Origin of the sequence: Nocardia crassostreae (assembly GCF_001613405.1) — a bacterium.
Classification (GTDB): Bacteria; Actinomycetota; Actinomycetes; order Mycobacteriales; family Mycobacteriaceae; genus Nocardia; species Nocardia crassostreae.
Map to the genome: position 1 here is coordinate 339,456 of NZ_BDCH01000012.1, position 16,953 is coordinate 356,408.

At 67.7% G+C, this 16,953-nt stretch carries 10 protein-coding genes and 1 pseudogene; 6 read left to right on the forward strand and 5 right to left on the reverse strand.

Annotation, left to right across the window (positions count from 1 at the left end):
- The first annotated feature begins 143 nt into the window (after nt 1-143).
- Both NC4_RS08410 and NC4_RS08415 read left to right on the forward strand, forming a co-directional pair.
- Entirely contained in the window at nt 144-1,934 is a 1,791-nt protein-coding gene (locus tag NC4_RS08410) for an AMP-dependent synthetase/ligase (protein WP_067534654.1), read from the forward strand.
- 96 nt (nt 1,935-2,030) lie between these two features.
- On the forward strand, nt 2,031-2,450 hold the full coding sequence (locus NC4_RS08415) for a VOC family protein (protein ID WP_067534657.1): 420 nt from the start codon (nt 2,031-2,033) through the stop codon (nt 2,448-2,450).
- Nucleotides 2,451-2,668: 218 nt separating this feature from the next.
- Here NC4_RS08415 and NC4_RS08420 read toward each other — a convergent pair whose 3' ends face one another.
- On the reverse strand, nt 2,669-3,328 hold the full coding sequence (locus tag NC4_RS08420) for an alpha/beta fold hydrolase (protein ID WP_369690703.1): 660 nt from the start codon (nt 3,326-3,328) through the stop codon (nt 2,669-2,671).
- Between the two features lie 87 nt (nt 3,329-3,415).
- On the opposite strand from NC4_RS08420, the gene NC4_RS08425 reads away from it, so the two are divergent.
- The 3 genes from NC4_RS08425 (at nt 3,416) to NC4_RS08435 (ending at nt 6,755) form a co-directional block, all read left to right on the forward strand.
- Nucleotides 3,416-3,979: a CGNR zinc finger domain-containing protein gene (locus NC4_RS08425; RefSeq protein ID WP_067534660.1), complete on the forward strand. Its 564-nt coding sequence runs from the start codon at nt 3,416-3,418 to the stop codon at nt 3,977-3,979.
- A 314-nt stretch (nt 3,980-4,293) separates the two neighbouring features.
- Nucleotides 4,294-5,889 carry a molybdopterin-dependent oxidoreductase gene (locus NC4_RS08430; RefSeq protein WP_245721564.1) on the forward strand — a complete coding sequence of 532 codons (1,596 nt, stop codon included), beginning with the start codon at nt 4,294-4,296 and terminating at the stop codon, nt 5,887-5,889.
- Between the two features lie 245 nt (nt 5,890-6,134).
- On the forward strand, nt 6,135-6,755 hold the full coding sequence (locus NC4_RS08435; protein ID WP_067534663.1) for a Uma2 family endonuclease: 621 nt from the start codon (nt 6,135-6,137) through the stop codon (nt 6,753-6,755).
- A 20-nt stretch (nt 6,756-6,775) separates the two neighbouring features.
- Here the strand turns inward: NC4_RS08435 and NC4_RS08440 are convergent.
- Together NC4_RS08440 and NC4_RS08445 are read right to left on the reverse strand one after the other, a co-directional pair.
- Nucleotides 6,776-8,250: pseudogene (locus NC4_RS08440) on the reverse strand (DHA2 family efflux MFS transporter permease subunit).
- Between the two features lie 7 nt (nt 8,251-8,257).
- Nucleotides 8,258-8,866 (reverse strand): PadR family transcriptional regulator, encoded by a 609-nt coding sequence (locus tag NC4_RS08445; RefSeq protein WP_067535976.1) that lies wholly within the window; start codon nt 8,864-8,866, stop codon nt 8,258-8,260.
- Nucleotides 8,867-9,129: 263 nt separating this feature from the next.
- Between NC4_RS08445 and NC4_RS43850 the strand changes: the two genes are divergently transcribed.
- Nucleotides 9,130-9,255, forward strand: coding sequence for a hypothetical protein (locus tag NC4_RS43850; protein WP_281186259.1), 126 nt, complete (start codon nt 9,130-9,132; stop codon nt 9,253-9,255).
- A gap of 66 nt (nt 9,256-9,321) precedes the next feature.
- Here the strand turns inward: NC4_RS43850 and NC4_RS08450 are convergent, their stop codons facing one another.
- Nucleotides 9,322-13,092: a multifunctional oxoglutarate decarboxylase/oxoglutarate dehydrogenase thiamine pyrophosphate-binding subunit/dihydrolipoyllysine-residue succinyltransferase subunit gene (locus tag NC4_RS08450; RefSeq protein ID WP_084528690.1), complete on the reverse strand. Its 3,771-nt coding sequence runs from the start codon at nt 13,090-13,092 to the stop codon at nt 9,322-9,324.
- Nucleotides 13,093-13,205: 113 nt separating this feature from the next.
- Nucleotides 13,206-16,940, reverse strand: a complete 3,735-nt coding sequence (locus tag NC4_RS08455; RefSeq protein WP_245721565.1) for an ABC transporter ATP-binding protein — start codon at nt 16,938-16,940, stop codon at nt 13,206-13,208.
- Nucleotides 16,941-16,953 lie beyond the last annotated feature (13 nt).

Below are 16,953 nucleotides of genomic sequence, written 5' to 3' on the forward strand. Positions count from 1 at the left end.
CCCCGCGCCGTCCGTAGGATCAGGGCCTGATTCGCCGCGACGGTGCGGTCATGCGTCCCGAGGCCCGAGTGTGCCCTCCGCCGGACGTTGCCGTGGAGCGTGGCGTACATTACTTGCCAGTAACGCACTGTGGAAGGGCAACGATGCGAGAGTTCGAAGTCCCGGCTTCTTACACCATCCCGGAGAGCGCCAACATGTCGGACGGGGCGTTCCGACACGCTGAGCAGACGCCGAATCTGGTTGTTTTCAATACTCCGAACGGCAGCGGCGGCTGGAACGACGTCACCGCCGCGGAATTCGCGAAGACGGTGACGAGCGTGGCCAAGGGCCTCGTCGCCTCCGGTGTCGAACTCGGCGACCGCGTCGCCATCATGGCCGCCACCAGCTACGACTGGGTCGTGCTCGACTTCGTCATCTGGGCGGCGGGCGGCTGCACCGTGGCCATCTTCGACAGCTCCTCGGCCGAGCAGTGCCGGTGGATCCTCTCCGACTCCGCCACCAAGATCACGGTGGTCGAGAACGCCAAGCACCGCGCCACCATTGCCGAGATCGAGGGCGGACTGGGTGAGCTGAAGGAGGTGCTGCAGCTCGACAAGAGCGCCATCGACGATCTCATCGCCCGCGGCGCCGACCTCGACGATGCCGTGGTGCACGAGCGCCGCGCCCAGGTGCGGGCCGCCTCCCCGGCCACCCTGATCTACACCTCCGGCACCACCGGGCGGCCCAAGGGCGTCATGCTCTCGCACGCCAACCTGTACGCCGAATCGGCCGCCGATCGCGCGGCTATGAGCGAATTCCTGCGGCCGGGCCGCAAGTCGCTGCTGTTCCTGCCGCTGGCCCACGTCTTCGCCCGCGCCGTCGCGCTGGCCGCCTTCGACGCCGGCGTCACCGTGGCGCACACCTCCGACTGGACCACGCTGGTCGAGCAATTCGGCCAGTACAAGCCGGATTTCATCCTCTCGGTGCCGCGCGTATTCGAGAAGGTCTTCAATGGCGCCAAGCAGAAGGCGCACGACGGCGGCAAGGGCAAGATCTTCGACTACGCCGCCGAGGTCGCCATCGCGTACAGCGAATCGCTGCAGAACGGCGGGCCGGGCCTGGTGCTCAAGGCCAAGCACGCGCTGTTCGACAAGCTGGTGTTCAGCAAGCTGCGCGAGGCCATGGGCGGGCAGTGCAGCTCCGCGGTCTCCGGCGGCGGTCCGCTGGGCGCGCGACTGGGCCACTACTTCCGCGGCGCGGGCGTCACGATCTACGAGGGCTACGGTCTGACCGAATCCACCGCGGCCGTCAGCGTGAACACCCCGCAGTGGATCAAGGTCGGCTCGGTCGGCCGCCCGCTGCCGGGGCATGCCGCCAAGGTCGCCGAGGACGGCGAACTGCTCATCAAGGGCCCGGTCGTATTCAGCGGCTACTGGAACAACCCGGAGGCCAGCGCCGACGCCTTCGCGGACGGCTGGTTCAAGACCGGTGATCTGGGCGCCATCGACGAGAACGGCTTCATCTCCATCGTCGGGCGCAAGAAGGAAATCATTGTCACCGCGGGCGGTAAGAACGTCTTCCCGGCCATGCTCGAGGACTCCCTGCGCCAGCACCCGCTGATCAGCCAGGTCATGGTGGTCGGCGACGGCCAGCCGTTCATCGGCGCGCTCATCACCCTGGATCAGGAAGCGCTGCCGGGCTGGAAGGAGCGCAACGGCATCTCCGCCGACACCACCATCGAGCATCTGATCGAGAACCCGGCGCTGGTGGCCGAGATCAACGAGGCGGTGGCCACCACCAACAAGCTGGTCTCCCATGCCGAGGCCATCAAGAAGATCCGCATCCTGCCGATCGACTGGACCCAGGAGGGTGGCGAGCTCACCCCGAAGATGTCGCTCAAGCGCAATGTCGTCATGAAGCAGTACGCCGCGGACGTGGACGCGATCTACGGCTGACAGCGATGAATTCCGGCGGCGGCCGTCGTCCCCATTACGGGGGCGGCGGCCGCTGTCGTTTCCCGGACGTTCGACAACCGCGAGGAGAGGAACACCGTGAATCTGAATCCGTATCTGTTCTTCAACGGCAATGCCGAGGAGGCGTTGACCTTCTACCAGAGCGTCTTCGGTGGCGAGCCGCAACTCACTCGCTTCGGCGAGATGGGTGACGGCGCAAGCCTTCCGGCGGAGGCCAAGAACCTGGTCGCGCATGTCGCGCTGCCGCTGCGCGGCACCGCCCATGTGCTCATGGGCTCGGATTGCCCGCCCGGCCAGACGGTCAATACCGCCAATCCGGCCTACTCTGTCTCGGTCGATCTGGACGATCGGGAGGAGGCCGAACGCGTATTCGCCGAGCTCGCGGCGGGCGGCGAGGTCTCGCTGCCCTTCGGAAAGACCGAATGGGCCGAGGGATTCGGCATGCTGACCGACAAGTTCTCGGTGCCGTGGATGGTCGGTTACACCCCGACCGCGTAACCGGTCCGGGCCGCGGGGAGGCGGTCCAGGAAATCGGCGATGAGACCGGCGATTTCGCGCAGATGGGTTTCCAGCGCGAAATGGCCGGTGTCGAACAGGTGCAGGTCGGCGTCGGGGACGTCGGCCAGGTAGGCGTGCGCACCGGGCGCGGGGAAGAACGGATCGTTCGCGCCCCACGCGATCAGCGTCGGGGGCCGGTGCGTGCGCAGCCAGGACTGCTACTCCGGGTAGCGGGCCACATTCGAGTGGTAGTCGAAGGCGAGGGCGACCTGGGCCTCCTTGCGACCGGGTAGGTCGAGGTAGTGCTGATCCAGGGTCCAGCTGTCGGGGGACAGCAGGGCCGGATCGGCGACGCCGTGCTCGTATTGGCCGCGAGTGCCCTCCAGGGTGAGCAGCCCGCGGATGGTGTCCTCCGCGCCGTCCTGGTCCGGCCGCAGGGCGACGAAATCCTTTGCGCCATCGGACAGCCCGGCCTCGTAGGCATTGCCGTTCTGGACGACGAGGCCGGTAATCCACTCCGGGTGGCGGGTGGCGATCCGGAAGCCGACAGGTGCGCCGAAATCGAAGACGTAGACGGCGAACCGGGTCAGACCCAGGCGCTGGACGAAGCCCTCGGTGATATCGGCCAACCGGTCGAAGGAGTAGTCGAAATCCGCAGGGGCGACGGTGTTTCCGAAGCCCGGGTAGTCGGGGGCGATGAGGCGGTACCGGTCGCCGAGGGTGTCGATGAGGCGGCGGAACTGGTGCGAGCCCGAGGGAAAACCGTGCAGCAGCAACAGGACCGGGGCGTCGGGCCGGGTGGGAACGGATTCGCGATAGAAGACCTCGACCCCGTCCACGTCGATGCTCTGATGCCGGACCACGGGCAGCTCACTCATGATTCACATGCTTTCTCGATGCGATGTTGCATTAGTTCTAGCCTATTCGCTTCTAATGAGTCAACACCTCGAGTTAGCATTAGTGCCGTGAGCGATCTCGAACCCTTGATCGGCGAACCGCTGGCCCTCGACCTGGTCAACACCAGGCCGGTCGACGCCGACCTGCTCGCGACCCCCGACCAACTGGCCGCCTGGGTGACGCGGCAATCCGACCGCCTGGCCGAGCCGCCGCCGACCCTGTTCGACGAGGCGGATCTGGCCGCCGTCCACGCGGTACGGGATCACACCGCGGCTGCCCTCGCCGCTCTCCTACACGGTCGCCGCCCGCCCGCCACCGCCGTCGACGGACTGGTGGCAGCCCAATCGGTGGCCCCCGCCATCCGGGTACTGGATTGGGACGGAACAGCATTCGTCGCCACCTCGACCCGGGTCGGCCCCGCCGGTGTCCGACTGGCCGCGGCCCTCGCCGAAGCAGCCGTCGACCTCCTGACCGACCCGGCCATCACCAAACTGAAATGCTGCGCCGCCGACGACTGCGTCATGCTCTTCCTCCCCGCCCACCCCCGCCGCCAATGGTGCTCCCCCGCCCGCTGCGGCAACCGCGCCCGCGTAGCCCGCTACTACCAGCGCCACAAACCCGCCACCAACTAGCCCCGCCCGACCCAACCATTCCCCGCAGTGCCCGATCAGCGTCGGACCGCCGCCGCGAGTGCTTGGCGACTACGGGTCCACCACCTTCACACGCCGGGCGAGCATAGGTCCGCCGTCTGTGGGTGCCGGGCGAGTGCAAGGTCCGGCTTCGGCTGGCACGGTTCGGCACCGGCGAGTGCCGAGCGGGGGTGAGGGGCTGTCTGGAACCGGCGCGTTGGGTTCTCAACCGGCGGGGACCAGCTGTGCGGGGTCGTCACCGTTCCGTCACACCTGGAGTGGGTGCATCGGGCGAATCCGGCAGTAGGGTTCGGTTCGTGACCAATCGCGGGCTGCGAGTAGCGAGTGGAATTGTGGCGGCCGGTGTGATTCTCGGGGTCGCCGAACTGGTGTCCGTGCTGATCAGCCCGGACAGCACGCCCTTGCAGGCGGTGGGGGACTGGGTTGTCGACAACACGCCGGATGGGGTGCGTGAGTGGGCGATCGATCTGTTCGGGACCAGTGACAAGCTGGTGCTGTTCGTCTCGATGGGTGCGGTGGCACTGGGGGTCGCGGCGCTGGCGGGGCTGCTTGAACGGGTGCGGCGGCCGATCGGTTCGGGGATCTTCGTGCTTTTCGGGCTGGCCGCCACGGTCGCCGCGCTGACCCGGCCGCCTGCCGCGTGGACGTGGGCGGTGCCGTCGGTGCTCGGCGTGTGGGCGGGAATCGCGGTGCTGCGCATGGCCGCTCGGCGGATCGCCACCTATGCAGAGGTCGCGTCCGGGGTCGGGGGCGACTCCGGGACCGAACCGGTCGACGGCGTGAAATCCGGCGGGGCGCAGGCGGTGACGGCGGCCGATGTCGAGCTGGAACGGCGGCAGGTGGTGCGCGCGATCGCCATTGCCGCCGCGGCCGGGGTCGGCGCGGGGCTCGCGGGGCGGTTGTTCGGGTTGCAGTCGCGGGACGTGTCGGGGGAGCGGGCGGGGGTGCAGTTGCCTTCGCCGTCGGGGCCCATGACGGGTGTGGATCCGGCGGCGGATCTGCGGATTCCGGGGCTGGCCTCCTATGTCACGCCGAATGCGGACTTCTATCGGATCGATACCGCGCTGACGGTGCCGCAGGTCAGCAAGGAGAGCTGGTCGCTGCGCATTCACGGCATGGTGGATCGCGAAATCACGCTCACCTACGCCGATCTCGCCGCCCGCACCCCGGTCGAACGGCTCGTCACCCTCGCGTGCGTCTCCAATCCGATCGGCGGGGATCTCGTCGGCAATGCTAAATGGCTGGGGTATCGGCTCGATGAGCTGCTCGCCGAGGCGGGACCGCATCCCGACGCCGATATGGTGTTGTCCCGCAGCATCGACGGCTGGACGGCGGGCAGCCCGCTCGCGGTCATGACCGACGGCCGTGACGCCCTGCTCGCAGTCGGCATGAACGGTGAGCCGCTGCCGGTCGCGCACGGCTATCCGGCGCGGCTGGTGGTGCCGGGACTGTACGGCTATGTCTCCGCCACCAAATGGGTGACCGAGCTGGAGATCACCAGATTCGATCGCGCCGAAGCGTATTGGACCAAGCGCGGCTGGTCGGAACGCGGGCCGATCAAAACCGCCTCGCGCATCGACGCGCCCGCTGCGCGCAGCCGCCTCGATGCCGGACGGATCACCATCGCCGGGGTGGCGTGGGCGCAGCATCGCGGCATCAGCGCGGTCGAGGTGCGCATCGACGACGGCGCCTGGCAGCCCGCGCGGCTCGCCGCCGAACCGACCATCGACTCCTGGCGACAGTGGGTCTACGACTGGGACGCCACGCCCGGCGAGCACACCATCTGGGCGCGCGCCACCGATGGCACCGGAGCGGTGCAGACGGACCAGCGCCGGGATGTGGTGCCGGACGGGGCAACCGGACACCCGTCGGTCACCGTGCGAATCAGCTGAATCATGCCTGTGCCGCCGCTCCGCGAATTCAGCGCACGGCCTGGGTGCCGTCGAGCGTTGCGCACGCGTGCCGCCGGTTGGTTGCCACCATTATTTCGGGCGTACCCGGTGAGTTACCCCGACCTCACGAGATCAGGTGTCACGTTTGCGCACGAACATCGTGGCGAAAGTTCCGAACGGCCGTTTTCATAGCGCTTGCGGTTTAGGATCGGCGCGGCCAGTCGTCGCCCACCAAGGGGGAACGCATGTCTGGAGTTATCGAATGGGCGCGGGCGGAAAACCTGCAGCCCGAACCGATCACGCTCGATGTCTGGAAGAAGTTGCCCCGCGACTTCTGCCGGTTGGTCGAGGTGGTGAACGGTGATGTGGTGCGGGCCGAGGCGCCCGCCCAACCGCATCGGAATGCCGCACAGCGGATCGCCTCCATGCTGGAGGCCGCCGCCGAAACGCATATGAGCCGCTACAACGACGGCTGGCTGTATGTCGGCCTCGATCAGGATGTGCTCCTGTGGGAGCTACCGCGAGTCACGGTGCGGCGTCCGGATATCGCGCTGTTCTCCTGCTCGCCCACCGATTCCGGGCTGCTGTCCGCCGCCCGGGTCAAGATCGCCATCGAAGTGGTGTCGCCGGTGACCGAACGGATCGACACGGCGGATAAACAGGCCGAGTACGCGCTGGCCGGAATCCCCTGGTACTGGCTGGTTTATATGGATCGGGACCGGGTGAGCGCCATCCAGACCCATGTGCTGGTGCTCGGCCACTATCGACCGCACCGGCGGCTCACGCACATTGCGGGGGAGACCGTCCTCGATATGCCGATCGAGATCCGCATCGACTGGACCCGGCTGTTCGGGCTCGTCTACTGACGGTCTCACCCCGCGTCGGCTTAGTTCGCCAGATCCGCCTTGGCGGGTGCGGGCGGCTGCTTCCGATCGCCATCGGGATGCCCGATGAACAGCGCGGAGGCCACCACCCCGAGCAGCAGGATCACCGCGGGCAGATACATGGACTGGCTCAGCGCCGTGCTGACCTTGTCGAGAATCTGCTCGGGCATCGTGGTCGCGCCCGCGCCGCCCTCGCCGATGGGTCCGCTCGCCAGCCCCTGCGCCGCGAACCGGGACGACATGAGCGCGGCCACCGCGGCCGATCCGAGCACCGAACCGACCTGGGGGTCGTGTTGTAGATGCCCGCGCCCGCACCGGCCTGCTGCACCGGCAGATTGTGCGTCGCGGTGGTGGCCAGGGGCGCCCAGATGCAGGCATTGGCAATACCGGCGACGCCGCCGATGACCAGGAAGACGGCGATCGACGAATCCGGTGTCATGAGCCCCGCGAAACCGAAGACCGTGGCCGCGAAACCCGCGAACCCGATGGTCGGAATCACGCGCGGCGGCATGCGATCCGAGAGCTTGCCGATGATCGGTGCGAAGACGCCGGTCAGAATGGCCATGGGCGCGAGCACCAGGGCCGACCTGGTGGGGCTCAGATCCCGGACCGCCTGCAGATAGAAGTAGAACGGCACGAAAATGGCCGTCACCGCCGCACCCATGGCCGCGATGGCCAGGTTCGACAGCGCGAAGTTGCGATCCTTGAACAGGCTCAGCGGCACTAGCGGTTCACCGGTATTGCGGGACTGGTTGACCACGAACAGCGCCAGCACCACCAGGCCGCCGATGATCAATGCCCAGATGAGGCCGTCCCAATCCCGGTTATTGCCTTCCTGAATGCCGAAGACCAGCAGGAACAGGCCGATACCGCTGAGCGCCACGCCGACCAGATCGAACTTGTGCTCATGCGTCGGCAGCGCGGGCACCAGCCAGACCGCCAGCGCGAAGGCGATAATGCCGACCGGGACGTTCACGTAGAAGATCCACTCCCAGCCGTGACTGTCCACCAGGAACCCGCCCAGGATGGGGCCGACCAGGGGGGCCAGCCCGGCCACGCCGCCCCACAGGCCCATGGCCGCGCCGCGCTTGTCCGGCGGGAAGGTGCGGGTGATGACGGCCATGGTCTGCGGTGTCATGAGCACAGCGCCCAGGCCCTGTACGGCGCGCGCCGCGATGAGCATGTCGATGCTGTCGGATCGTGCGCACCACAGCGAGGCGAGGGTGAACACCGCTAGGCCGATGAGGTAGATGTTCTTGGGCCCGAAGCGATCTCCGAGCCGCCCGGTCACCAGCAGCGGTACCGCATAGGTGAGCAGATACGCGCTGGTCACCCAGATGACGCTGTTGATATCGGCGTGCAGGTCCCGCATGATCGCCGGATTGGCCACCGCGACGATGGTCATGTCCAGCAGGATCATGAAGAACCCGACGACCAGCGCGTACAGCGCCAGCCACGGATTGCGTTGTGTGGACATGGGTTTCCTAACTGGGTCGGGTGGTCGGGGCCGGATCGGTCGGGTCCCAGGGCAATTCGCCGCTCTCCAGCTCGGCGATGAACGCGCGCAACCAGTCGGCCTCGGTGCAGGCCCGCGATCGCAGGAATTCGAGCACCACCCAGAACCGGCGCGGCACTTCCCGTTTCGCTGCCCAGTCCCGCATGGCCTCCAGTTCGGTCTTCCGGCCTTCGAGCCAGGTGATGCGCTCGTTGAGCAGCGTGCTCACCTCGTCGGCGGGCAGGGTGTGTGATTCGGCGAGGGCGACCGGAAAGATCGGGTATTCCTGGACGGGGCGGCGCAGGATGCCGGTGATCCGTTCCCGCAGCGCCACCCGCCCGGCCTCGGTGATCCGATAGGTGGTGCGCTCCGGCCGATTCCCGGCCCGGTCGGTGCCCTCGGCCACCACCAGTCCGCTGTCCGCCAGCCGCCCCACCCCGTGATACAGCGATCCGGGTTTGACCTTGATCAGTTCGTCCTCGTGCCGATTCATCAGCAGTTGGTACATCTCATAGGGGTGCATCGGCTTCTCCTCCAGCAGCGCGAGCACCGCGATCGCCAATGGCGTCAGCCCCGCTCCCGCCTGCTTCTCACCCACCGCCGAACCTCCCTTTCCGCCCGGAGGCCCGGTGTCACCCACCCACCGATTCCTCCGCACCAAATATTCCATGTGGAATATACGACATCGAAATACCCCGGGCAACCCCCGCCTCACTGGACTACGGGCCGACTCACTGCACTGTGAGTCGGCCCACTGGATACACGAAATCCCTTGTCGCGGAGCATTTCACGGCGAGCCCCCACCAAAAGCCCCCAGTACCATCACCTTCCGCAAGGGAAGTAACAGAAGGAGATTTCGCTATGTCGGACCAGGAAAACTCGACCCAGGAAGTGACCGCCGCCGAAGGCATGGCCGCCATGATGGCCGCCTGGAACATCCAGTCCCCGGCCGATGCCGCGGAGACCAAGGACGTCGAGGACAAGTAGTCCCGAAAACGGCGCGGGGCCGGATCTCTCGGGAGAGATCCGGCCCCGCACTGGGATTCGGGGAGGCTACACCGTGGGTGCGAAGGCTTCCTCGACGATTTCCTGCTGTTCGACGGCATGGACCTTGGAGGAACCCGAGGACGGGGCCGACATGGCGCGCCGGGAGATGCGGCGCAGTTTCCCGAAGCGGGCCGGGAGGATCTCGGGAAGATTGAGGCCGAAGAAGGGCCAGGCGCCCTGGTTGGCCGGTTCTTCCTGGACCCAGACGAGGTCGGTGGCATTGGGGTAGCCCTCGAGCGCCTCGTTCAGGCGGAACTTCGGAATCGGGTAGAGCTGCTCGACGCGGACGATGGCCACATCGTCGCGGTTGTTCTTGTTCTTCTCCGCCACCAGCTCGTAGTACAGCTTGCCGGAGGTGAGCAGCACGCGCTTGACCTTCGCGCGGTCGCCGTCGCCCGACTCGTAGGTCGGCTCCTCGAGGACGGTGCGGAACTTGTTGTCCGTGAAGTCCTCGACATCCGAGACGGCGGCCTTGTTGCGCAGCATGGACTTCGGGGTGAAGACCACCAGCGGGCGGCGGATGCCGTCCAAGGCGTGGCGGCGCAGCAGGTGGAAGTAGTTCGACGGCGTGGACGGGACCGCCACGGTCATCGAACCCTCCGCGCAGAGCTGGAGGAAACGTTCGATACGACCGGAGGTGTGGTCCGGACCCTGGCCCTCGTGACCGTGCGGCAGCAGCAGCACGACCTCGGAGAGCTGGCCCCACTTGGCCTCACCGGAGGAGATGAACTCGTCGATGATGGTCTGCGCGCCATTGACGAAGTCGCCGAACTGCGCCTCCCACAGCACGAGCGCGTCCGGGTTGCCCAGCGAGTAGCCGTATTCGAAGCCGACGGCGGCGTACTCCGACAGCGCCGAATCGTGCACCGCGAACCAGCCCGGGTTTTTGGAGCCGATGTTGTGCAGCGGGGTGTACTCGCCACCGGTCTTGCGGTCGATGATGACCGAGTGCCGCTGGGTGAAGGTGCCGCGGCGGGAGTCCTGACCGGTGAGGCGCACCGCGCGACCCTCGTCGATCAGGGTGCCGAAGGCCAGCAGTTCGGCCATGGCCCAGTCGATCTTGCCCTCGTAGGCCATCTCGCGACGCCGCTCCATGACCGGCTTGACGCGCGGATGCACCGTGAAGCCCTCGGGCGAGTTCACGAACGCGTCGCCGATGCGCTGCAGCACCGTCTTGTCCACGGCGGTCACCAGGGTGGACGGCATCTGCTGCTCGTCCTCCACCGACTCCGACGGCTCCGGCGGGTACTTCTCCAGCTCGCGCACCTCGTTGAAGATCCGCTCCAGCTGCCCCTGGTAGTCCCGCAGGGCGTCTTCGGCTTCCTTCATGGAGATGTCGCCACGACCGATCAGGCTCTCGGTGTAGGACTTGCGCACCGAGCGCTTGGTGTCGATGACGTCGTACATGTGCGGCTGCGTCATGGACGGGTCGTCGCCCTCGTTGTGCCCGCGGCGGCGGTAGCAGATGAGGTCGATGACGACGTCCTTCTGGAACTTCTGCCGGAAGTCGACGGCCAGCTTGGCCACCCACACACAGGGCTCCGGATCGTCGCCGTTCACGTGGAAGATCGGCGCGCCGATGAACTTCGCGATATCCGTGGAGTATTCGGTGGAGCGCGAGTACTCCGGCGCGGTGGTGAAGCCGATCTGGTTGTTCACCACGATGTGCACGGTGCCGCCGGTGCGGTAGCCGCGCAGACCCGACAGGTTCAGGGTCTCGGCGACCACACCCTGTCCGGCGAACGCCGCGTCACCGTGCAGCATGAGCGGCACGACCGAGAACGACCGCGCCTCTTCACCCTTGGTGACGAGGTCTTCCTTGGTGAGCAGATCCTGCTTGGCGCGAGCCAGACCCTCCAGCACCGGGTCCACGGCCTCGAGGTGCGAGGGGTTGGCGGTCAGCGACACCTGAATGTCGTTGTCGCCGAACATCTGAATGTAGGTGCCCTGTGCGCCCAGGTGGTACTTCACGTCACCGGAGCCGTGCGTGGCGGCCGGGTTCATATTGCCCTCGAACTCGGTGAAGATCTTCGAGTAGGGCTTGCCGACAATATTGGCCAGCACGTTCAGGCGGCCGCGGTGCGGCATACCGATGACGACCTCGTCGAGGGCGTGCTCGGCGCACTGATCGATGACGCCGTCCATCATCGGGATGACGGCTTCGGCGCCTTCGAGCGAGAAGCGCTTCTGGCCAACGTATTTGGTGGCCAGGAAGGTCTCGAACGCCTCGGCCGCATTGAGCCGGGACATGATGTACTTCTGCTCGGCCACGGTCGGCTTGGCGTGCTTCTGCTCGACCCGGTCCTGAATCCACTGCAGCTGCTCGGGATCGAGGATATGGGTGTACTCCACGCCCACGTGGCGGCAGTAGGCGTCGCGCAGGATGGACAGCACATCGCGCAGCTTCATGCGCTCCTGGCCGTGGAAGCCCGCGACATTGAACTCACGATCCAGATCCCACAGGGTCAGCCCGTGCTGGGTGACATCGAGATCCGGATGCGAGCGGAACTTGTCCTTCACCAGCCGCAGCGGGTCGGTGTCGGCCATGAGGTGACCGCGGTTGCGGTAGGCGGCAATGAGCTCCTGCACGCGGACGCTCTTGTCGATACCGCGTTCCTTGATGTCCTTGCGCCAGCGCACCGGCTCGTAGGGGACACCCATGCCGTGGAAGATCTCGTCGTAGAGCTCGTCGGAGATCAGCAGGTTGTGAATGGTGCGCAGGAAGTCGCCGGATTCCGCGCCCTGGATGATGCGGTGATCGTAGGTCGAGGTCAGCGTCATGAGCTTGCCGATGCCGATCTCGGCCAGCTGCTCATCGCTCATGCCCTGGAACTCGGCCGGGTACTCCATGGCGCCCGCGCCGATGATCGCGCCCTGGCCGGGCATCAGGCGCGGCACCGAGTGGTTGGTGCCTATGGTGCCCGGGTTGGTCAGCGAGATGGTGACACCGGCGAAGTCGTCCGCGCCCAGCTTGCCCTGGCGCGCACGGCGGACGATGTCCTCGTAGGCGGTGTGGAACTGCGCGAAGTTCATCGTCTCGCAGTTCTTGATGGCGGCGACGACCAGCGTGCGGTTGCCGTTCTTGCCCGGCAGGTCGATGGCCAGACCGAGGTTGGTGTGCGCGGGGGTGACCGCGTTCGGCTTGCCGTCGACCTCGGCGAAGTGCCGGTTCAGGTTCGGGAACGCCTTCACGGCCTGCACGATCGCGTAACCCAGCAGGTGGGTGAAGGAGATCTTGCCGCCGCGGGTGCGCGCCAGATGGTTGTTGATGACCAGCCGGTTGTCGATCATCAGCTTCGCGGGGATGGCGCGCACGCTGGTGGCGGTCGGGATGGTCAGCGAGGCCGACATGTTCTTGACAATGGCGGCGGCCGGTCCGCGCAGCACCTGCGTCTCGTCCTCGGCCGACGGCTTCGGGCCACCGGAGGTGGGCGCGGCGTTCGACGTCGGAGCCGGAGTCGTCTGCGGAGCACGCACCTGCGCGGGCGCCGGAGCCGGGGCCGGGGCGGGAGCCGGGGCGGCGACAGCGGGAGCGGGCTGCGGAGCGGCGGCAGCGGGGGCCGGTGCCGGGGCGGCCGGTGCGACCTGGGTGGTGGGGGCCGGTTGGCTGTTACCGGCGTCGCCGGTGTTCTCCGGCGTGTAGTCAGCGAGGAACTCGTGCCAGCTCTCATCGACCGACGACGGGTCTTGCTTGTACTTCTGGTACATCTCGTCGACGAGCCACTGGTTCTGTCCGAACTGGGATGTTGAGCTGCTCACAGCAGGTGTTCGCCTCATTTCGTTCTTCGCGCTGCGACGTTTGTGACGTGCCCGGCACGGGTAATCGGCGGATGCGCGCCGATGAGCCCCCTCTGAGGATATGCCCATCGCTGTTCACTCATGGGCACGGACTACCACCGAGCGGACACATCTTCTCGTGACGACTCGTCCTCGCTCGAGAATATTCCCTCCGTGGCCCGCGCCGCAGCCCACAGTCGGTTGTACGTTCCGCGCGCCGCCAGCAGTTCTGCGTGCGTCCCCATTTCGGTGATGCGCCCGTGCTCCACGACGGCGATCCGATCGGCCTGCGCGGCGGTCGCCAGCCGGTGCGCGACGATGACCGCGGTCCGGCCCCGCATCACCGATTCGCTGGCTACCAGCACCGATGCCTCGGCCGCCGGATCCAGCACGGCGGTGGCCTCATCCAGGAGCAAGAGGTCCGGGCTGACCAGTTCGGCGCGGGCCAGCGCGATCAGCTGGCGCTGCCCGGCGGATAGTCCGCGACCCCGCTCGCCGACCGGTTGCCGCATTCCCAGCGGCAATGCCTCGATGGTTTCCAGCGCGCCGACCGCCGCGGCGGCCGCTTCGATCTCCGCCGACTTCGCAAAAGGTTTGCCAAATGCAATGTTGCTGGCGACGTCGCCGGTGAATAAGTGAGCTTCCTGTGGCACGACTCCCAGCCGCGATCGGAAGTCGGTGAGCTTGTAGTCGCGGATATCGATGCCGTCCACGCGAATCGTGCCGGTTCGCACAGGATTCGCAGCATCGTGATCCGCGGCCGATTTCGCGTTCTCCCGCGCGGTATTCGCCGCGGTGTGAACCGCATCACCCGAGCCGTGCAACGTGTTCTCGTCTCGGGGCATGTCGTAGAGCCGCGCGAGCAGTTTGACGATGGTCGACTTGCCCGCGCCGGTGGCGCCGACGAGCGCCAGGCTGGTGCCCGCCGGGATACGCAGGTCGAGCCCGTCGAGGGCGGGCCGCGACGCCCCCGGGTACCGGAAGCGCACCTCCTCGAAGACCACATCGCCGCGCAGACCGCCGTCGACGCGCACCGCGTCGGCGGGATCCGGCGCGATGGACGAGGGTGTGCGCAGCAGTTCGCCGATGCGCCGCAATCCGACCCGCGCCTGCTGATACCCGTCGAACAGCTGTGACAGCTGATGGATCGGGCCGAACAGCAATTGCAGGTACAGCACGAAGGCGACCAGCGTGCCCGCGCTGGTGGCGCCGTCCGCGACCTGGCTCGCGCCCACGAAAACCACCGCGGCCAAGGCCAGATCGGCCCAGGCGCCGACGAAGGCGAAGAACACCGAGATGGCGCGCTGGGCCAGCATCCGGCTGTCCCGGTAGCGCTGCGAGTACTCCGCGAAGCGCCGCGCCGCCACGGCCTCGTGCCGATTGGCCTGCACCACCCGCAATCCCGCCACGTTCTCGGCGAAATCGCCGTTCACGGTGGCGGCATGCTCCCGGGAGGCGCTGTAGGCGGCATTGGAGGCGCGCCGGAACAGCCAGGTGGCCACCAGCAGCGGCGGCAGCGTCGCGAAGATGACCAGGGCCAGCTGTGCGTCGATGAGCACCAGCGCGCCCGCGATGCCCACCACCATCAGCAGCGCGATCAACGCGTCCGGCAGACCCGTCTGCAGGAAGGTCGACAGCGCGTCGATATCCGTGGTCATCCGGGTCATGATCTTCCCGGACAGTTCCCGCTCGTAGAAGTCCAGCCCGAGTCGTTGCAGATGCGCGTAACTGCGCACCCGCAGCCCGTACAGCGCCCGCTCCCCGGCCCGCGCGCCCCACACCAGCGCGGTCGACGCCACCACCCAGCCGAATCCGGCCAGCAGCGCCCCCACCAGGGCCGCCCGCGCCAGCGCGCCGCCGTCACCGCCGCTCACGCCATTGTCGACGGCATAGCGCACGATGGTCGGGAACCCCACGCCGACAACGGCATCCACCGCCAGCAGCGCCACCATCCCGGCCACCAGCCAGCGCACCGGCCGCAGCGCCCGCGCCAGCCGGAATCCCGGATCGGGCTCCCGCAACTCCTGGTCGTCCAACCCCGGCCCCTCGACCGCGGCGGGCAACCGCAGCAGCGCCCGCCGGACCTCCTCCGGAGTGTCCGGATCAACCGTGTCATCGGCCTGCTGCTCCGAACCCCCGCCGGACAGCGGAGCCGAGCCTTCCGGCTCGACCCGAGGCCGGTGCGTGCCCGGCAGGCGGATGACGCGGTCGGCGCGGGCGAGGGTGGATTCGCGGTGGGCCAGGATGAGGGTGGTGCGGCCCGAATTCGTGGGCAGGGCATCGAAGATGGCGGCCTCGGTGAGGGCGTCCACGGCGGAGGTGGCATCGTCGAGAACGAGGATGCGCGGGTCGGTGAGCAGGACCCGGGCCAGGGCGATGCGCTGGCGTTGACCGCCGGACAGGGTCAGGCCGCGTTCGCCGACCACGGTGTCGTAGCCGTCGGGGAGCGCTTCGATGAAATCGTGGGCGGCGGCCTGGCGTGCGGCGGCGCGGATTTCGTCGTCGGTGGCTTCGGGGCGGCCGAGCGCGATATTGGCGGAGATGGTGTCGGACAGCAGGAAGGCCTCGTCGAAGACGACGCCGATGGCCGAGCGCAGCTCGGTGGCGCGCAGCTCCGCGATATCGGCGCGGGAATCACTGCCGGAGAGCGTGATCCGGCCGGATTCGGGTGCGTAGAAGCGGGGCAGCAGCAGCGACAGGGTAGACTTGCCGGATCCGGCGGGCCCGATGATGGCGACCGTCTCGCCCGGCGCGACCGTCAGGTCGAAATCGCGCAGAATGTGGCGGCCGGAATCGAATCCGAAGGTGAGCGCTTCGATTTCGATACCCAGCGGCCCGTCGGGCAGCGCCACCGGATGCCGGGGATCGACCTGCTCGGGCGCGCTGTCGATGACCTGATTCACGCGTTCGGCCGCGGCCCGGGTCAGCTGCGCCATGACGATGACCATGGACACCGTGCGGGTCGCATTGGTCATGGTGCTGACATAGGCGACGAAGGCCAGGAAGGTGCCCAGCCCGATGACGCCGTCGAGGGCCAGCATGCCGCCCATGGCGATCACGCCGACCAGACCCAATTGCGGAATCATGGCCAGCGTCGGCGCGAACCGGGCATCGATGCGCGCCGCCCGCATGCGTTCGGCGTACAGCCGCCGCCCGTGCCGCTCCAGCAGATCCACCATCCGGGCTTCCTGCCCGAAGCCCTTCACCACCCGCACGCCGGTGACGGTCTCCTCCACGTGCTGGGCCAGATCCGCCGCCCGCTGCTGGGCCGACCAGGTGGCGGCGTACAGCTTGGGCCGCACGCGATAGACGACCACCGCGAGCAGCGGAACGATCAGCAGGGCGGTCAATGCCAATGGCGGTGAGAGCCAGAGCATCACGCCCGCCGCGAGGACGAATTGCAAGGCCGCCAACGAGGACCACGGCCCCATGGCCAACAGCCCCTGCACCAGCGTCAGATCGCTGATGGACCGGGAGACGCCCTGCCCGGTGCGCAGGGCGTCCTGGCCGGGCCCGTCCAGGCGTTGCAGCGCGCCGAGCAGGTCCACCCGCAGTTCGTGCTGCACATCGAGCGCCAGCCGCCCGGCGAACATACGGCGGCTGAGGCTGGCCAGGAAACGTCCGGCGGCCAGCACGGCCAGCAGCCCCGCCATGGACGCGATGATCTCGGTGTTCCCGGCCACGGCCCCGTCGAGGGCCCGCTTGGCCAGCAGCGGCCCGGTGACCTCCACGACCGCGCCGAGCACGACCGCGAGGCCGATCCCGGCCAGCAGCCAGGGATGCTGCCTGCTCCGCTCCCACAGTCGCCGCAGCCACCCGGCCGCAGCCTCGTCGGACACCCTCCCCATCACCCCATCCACC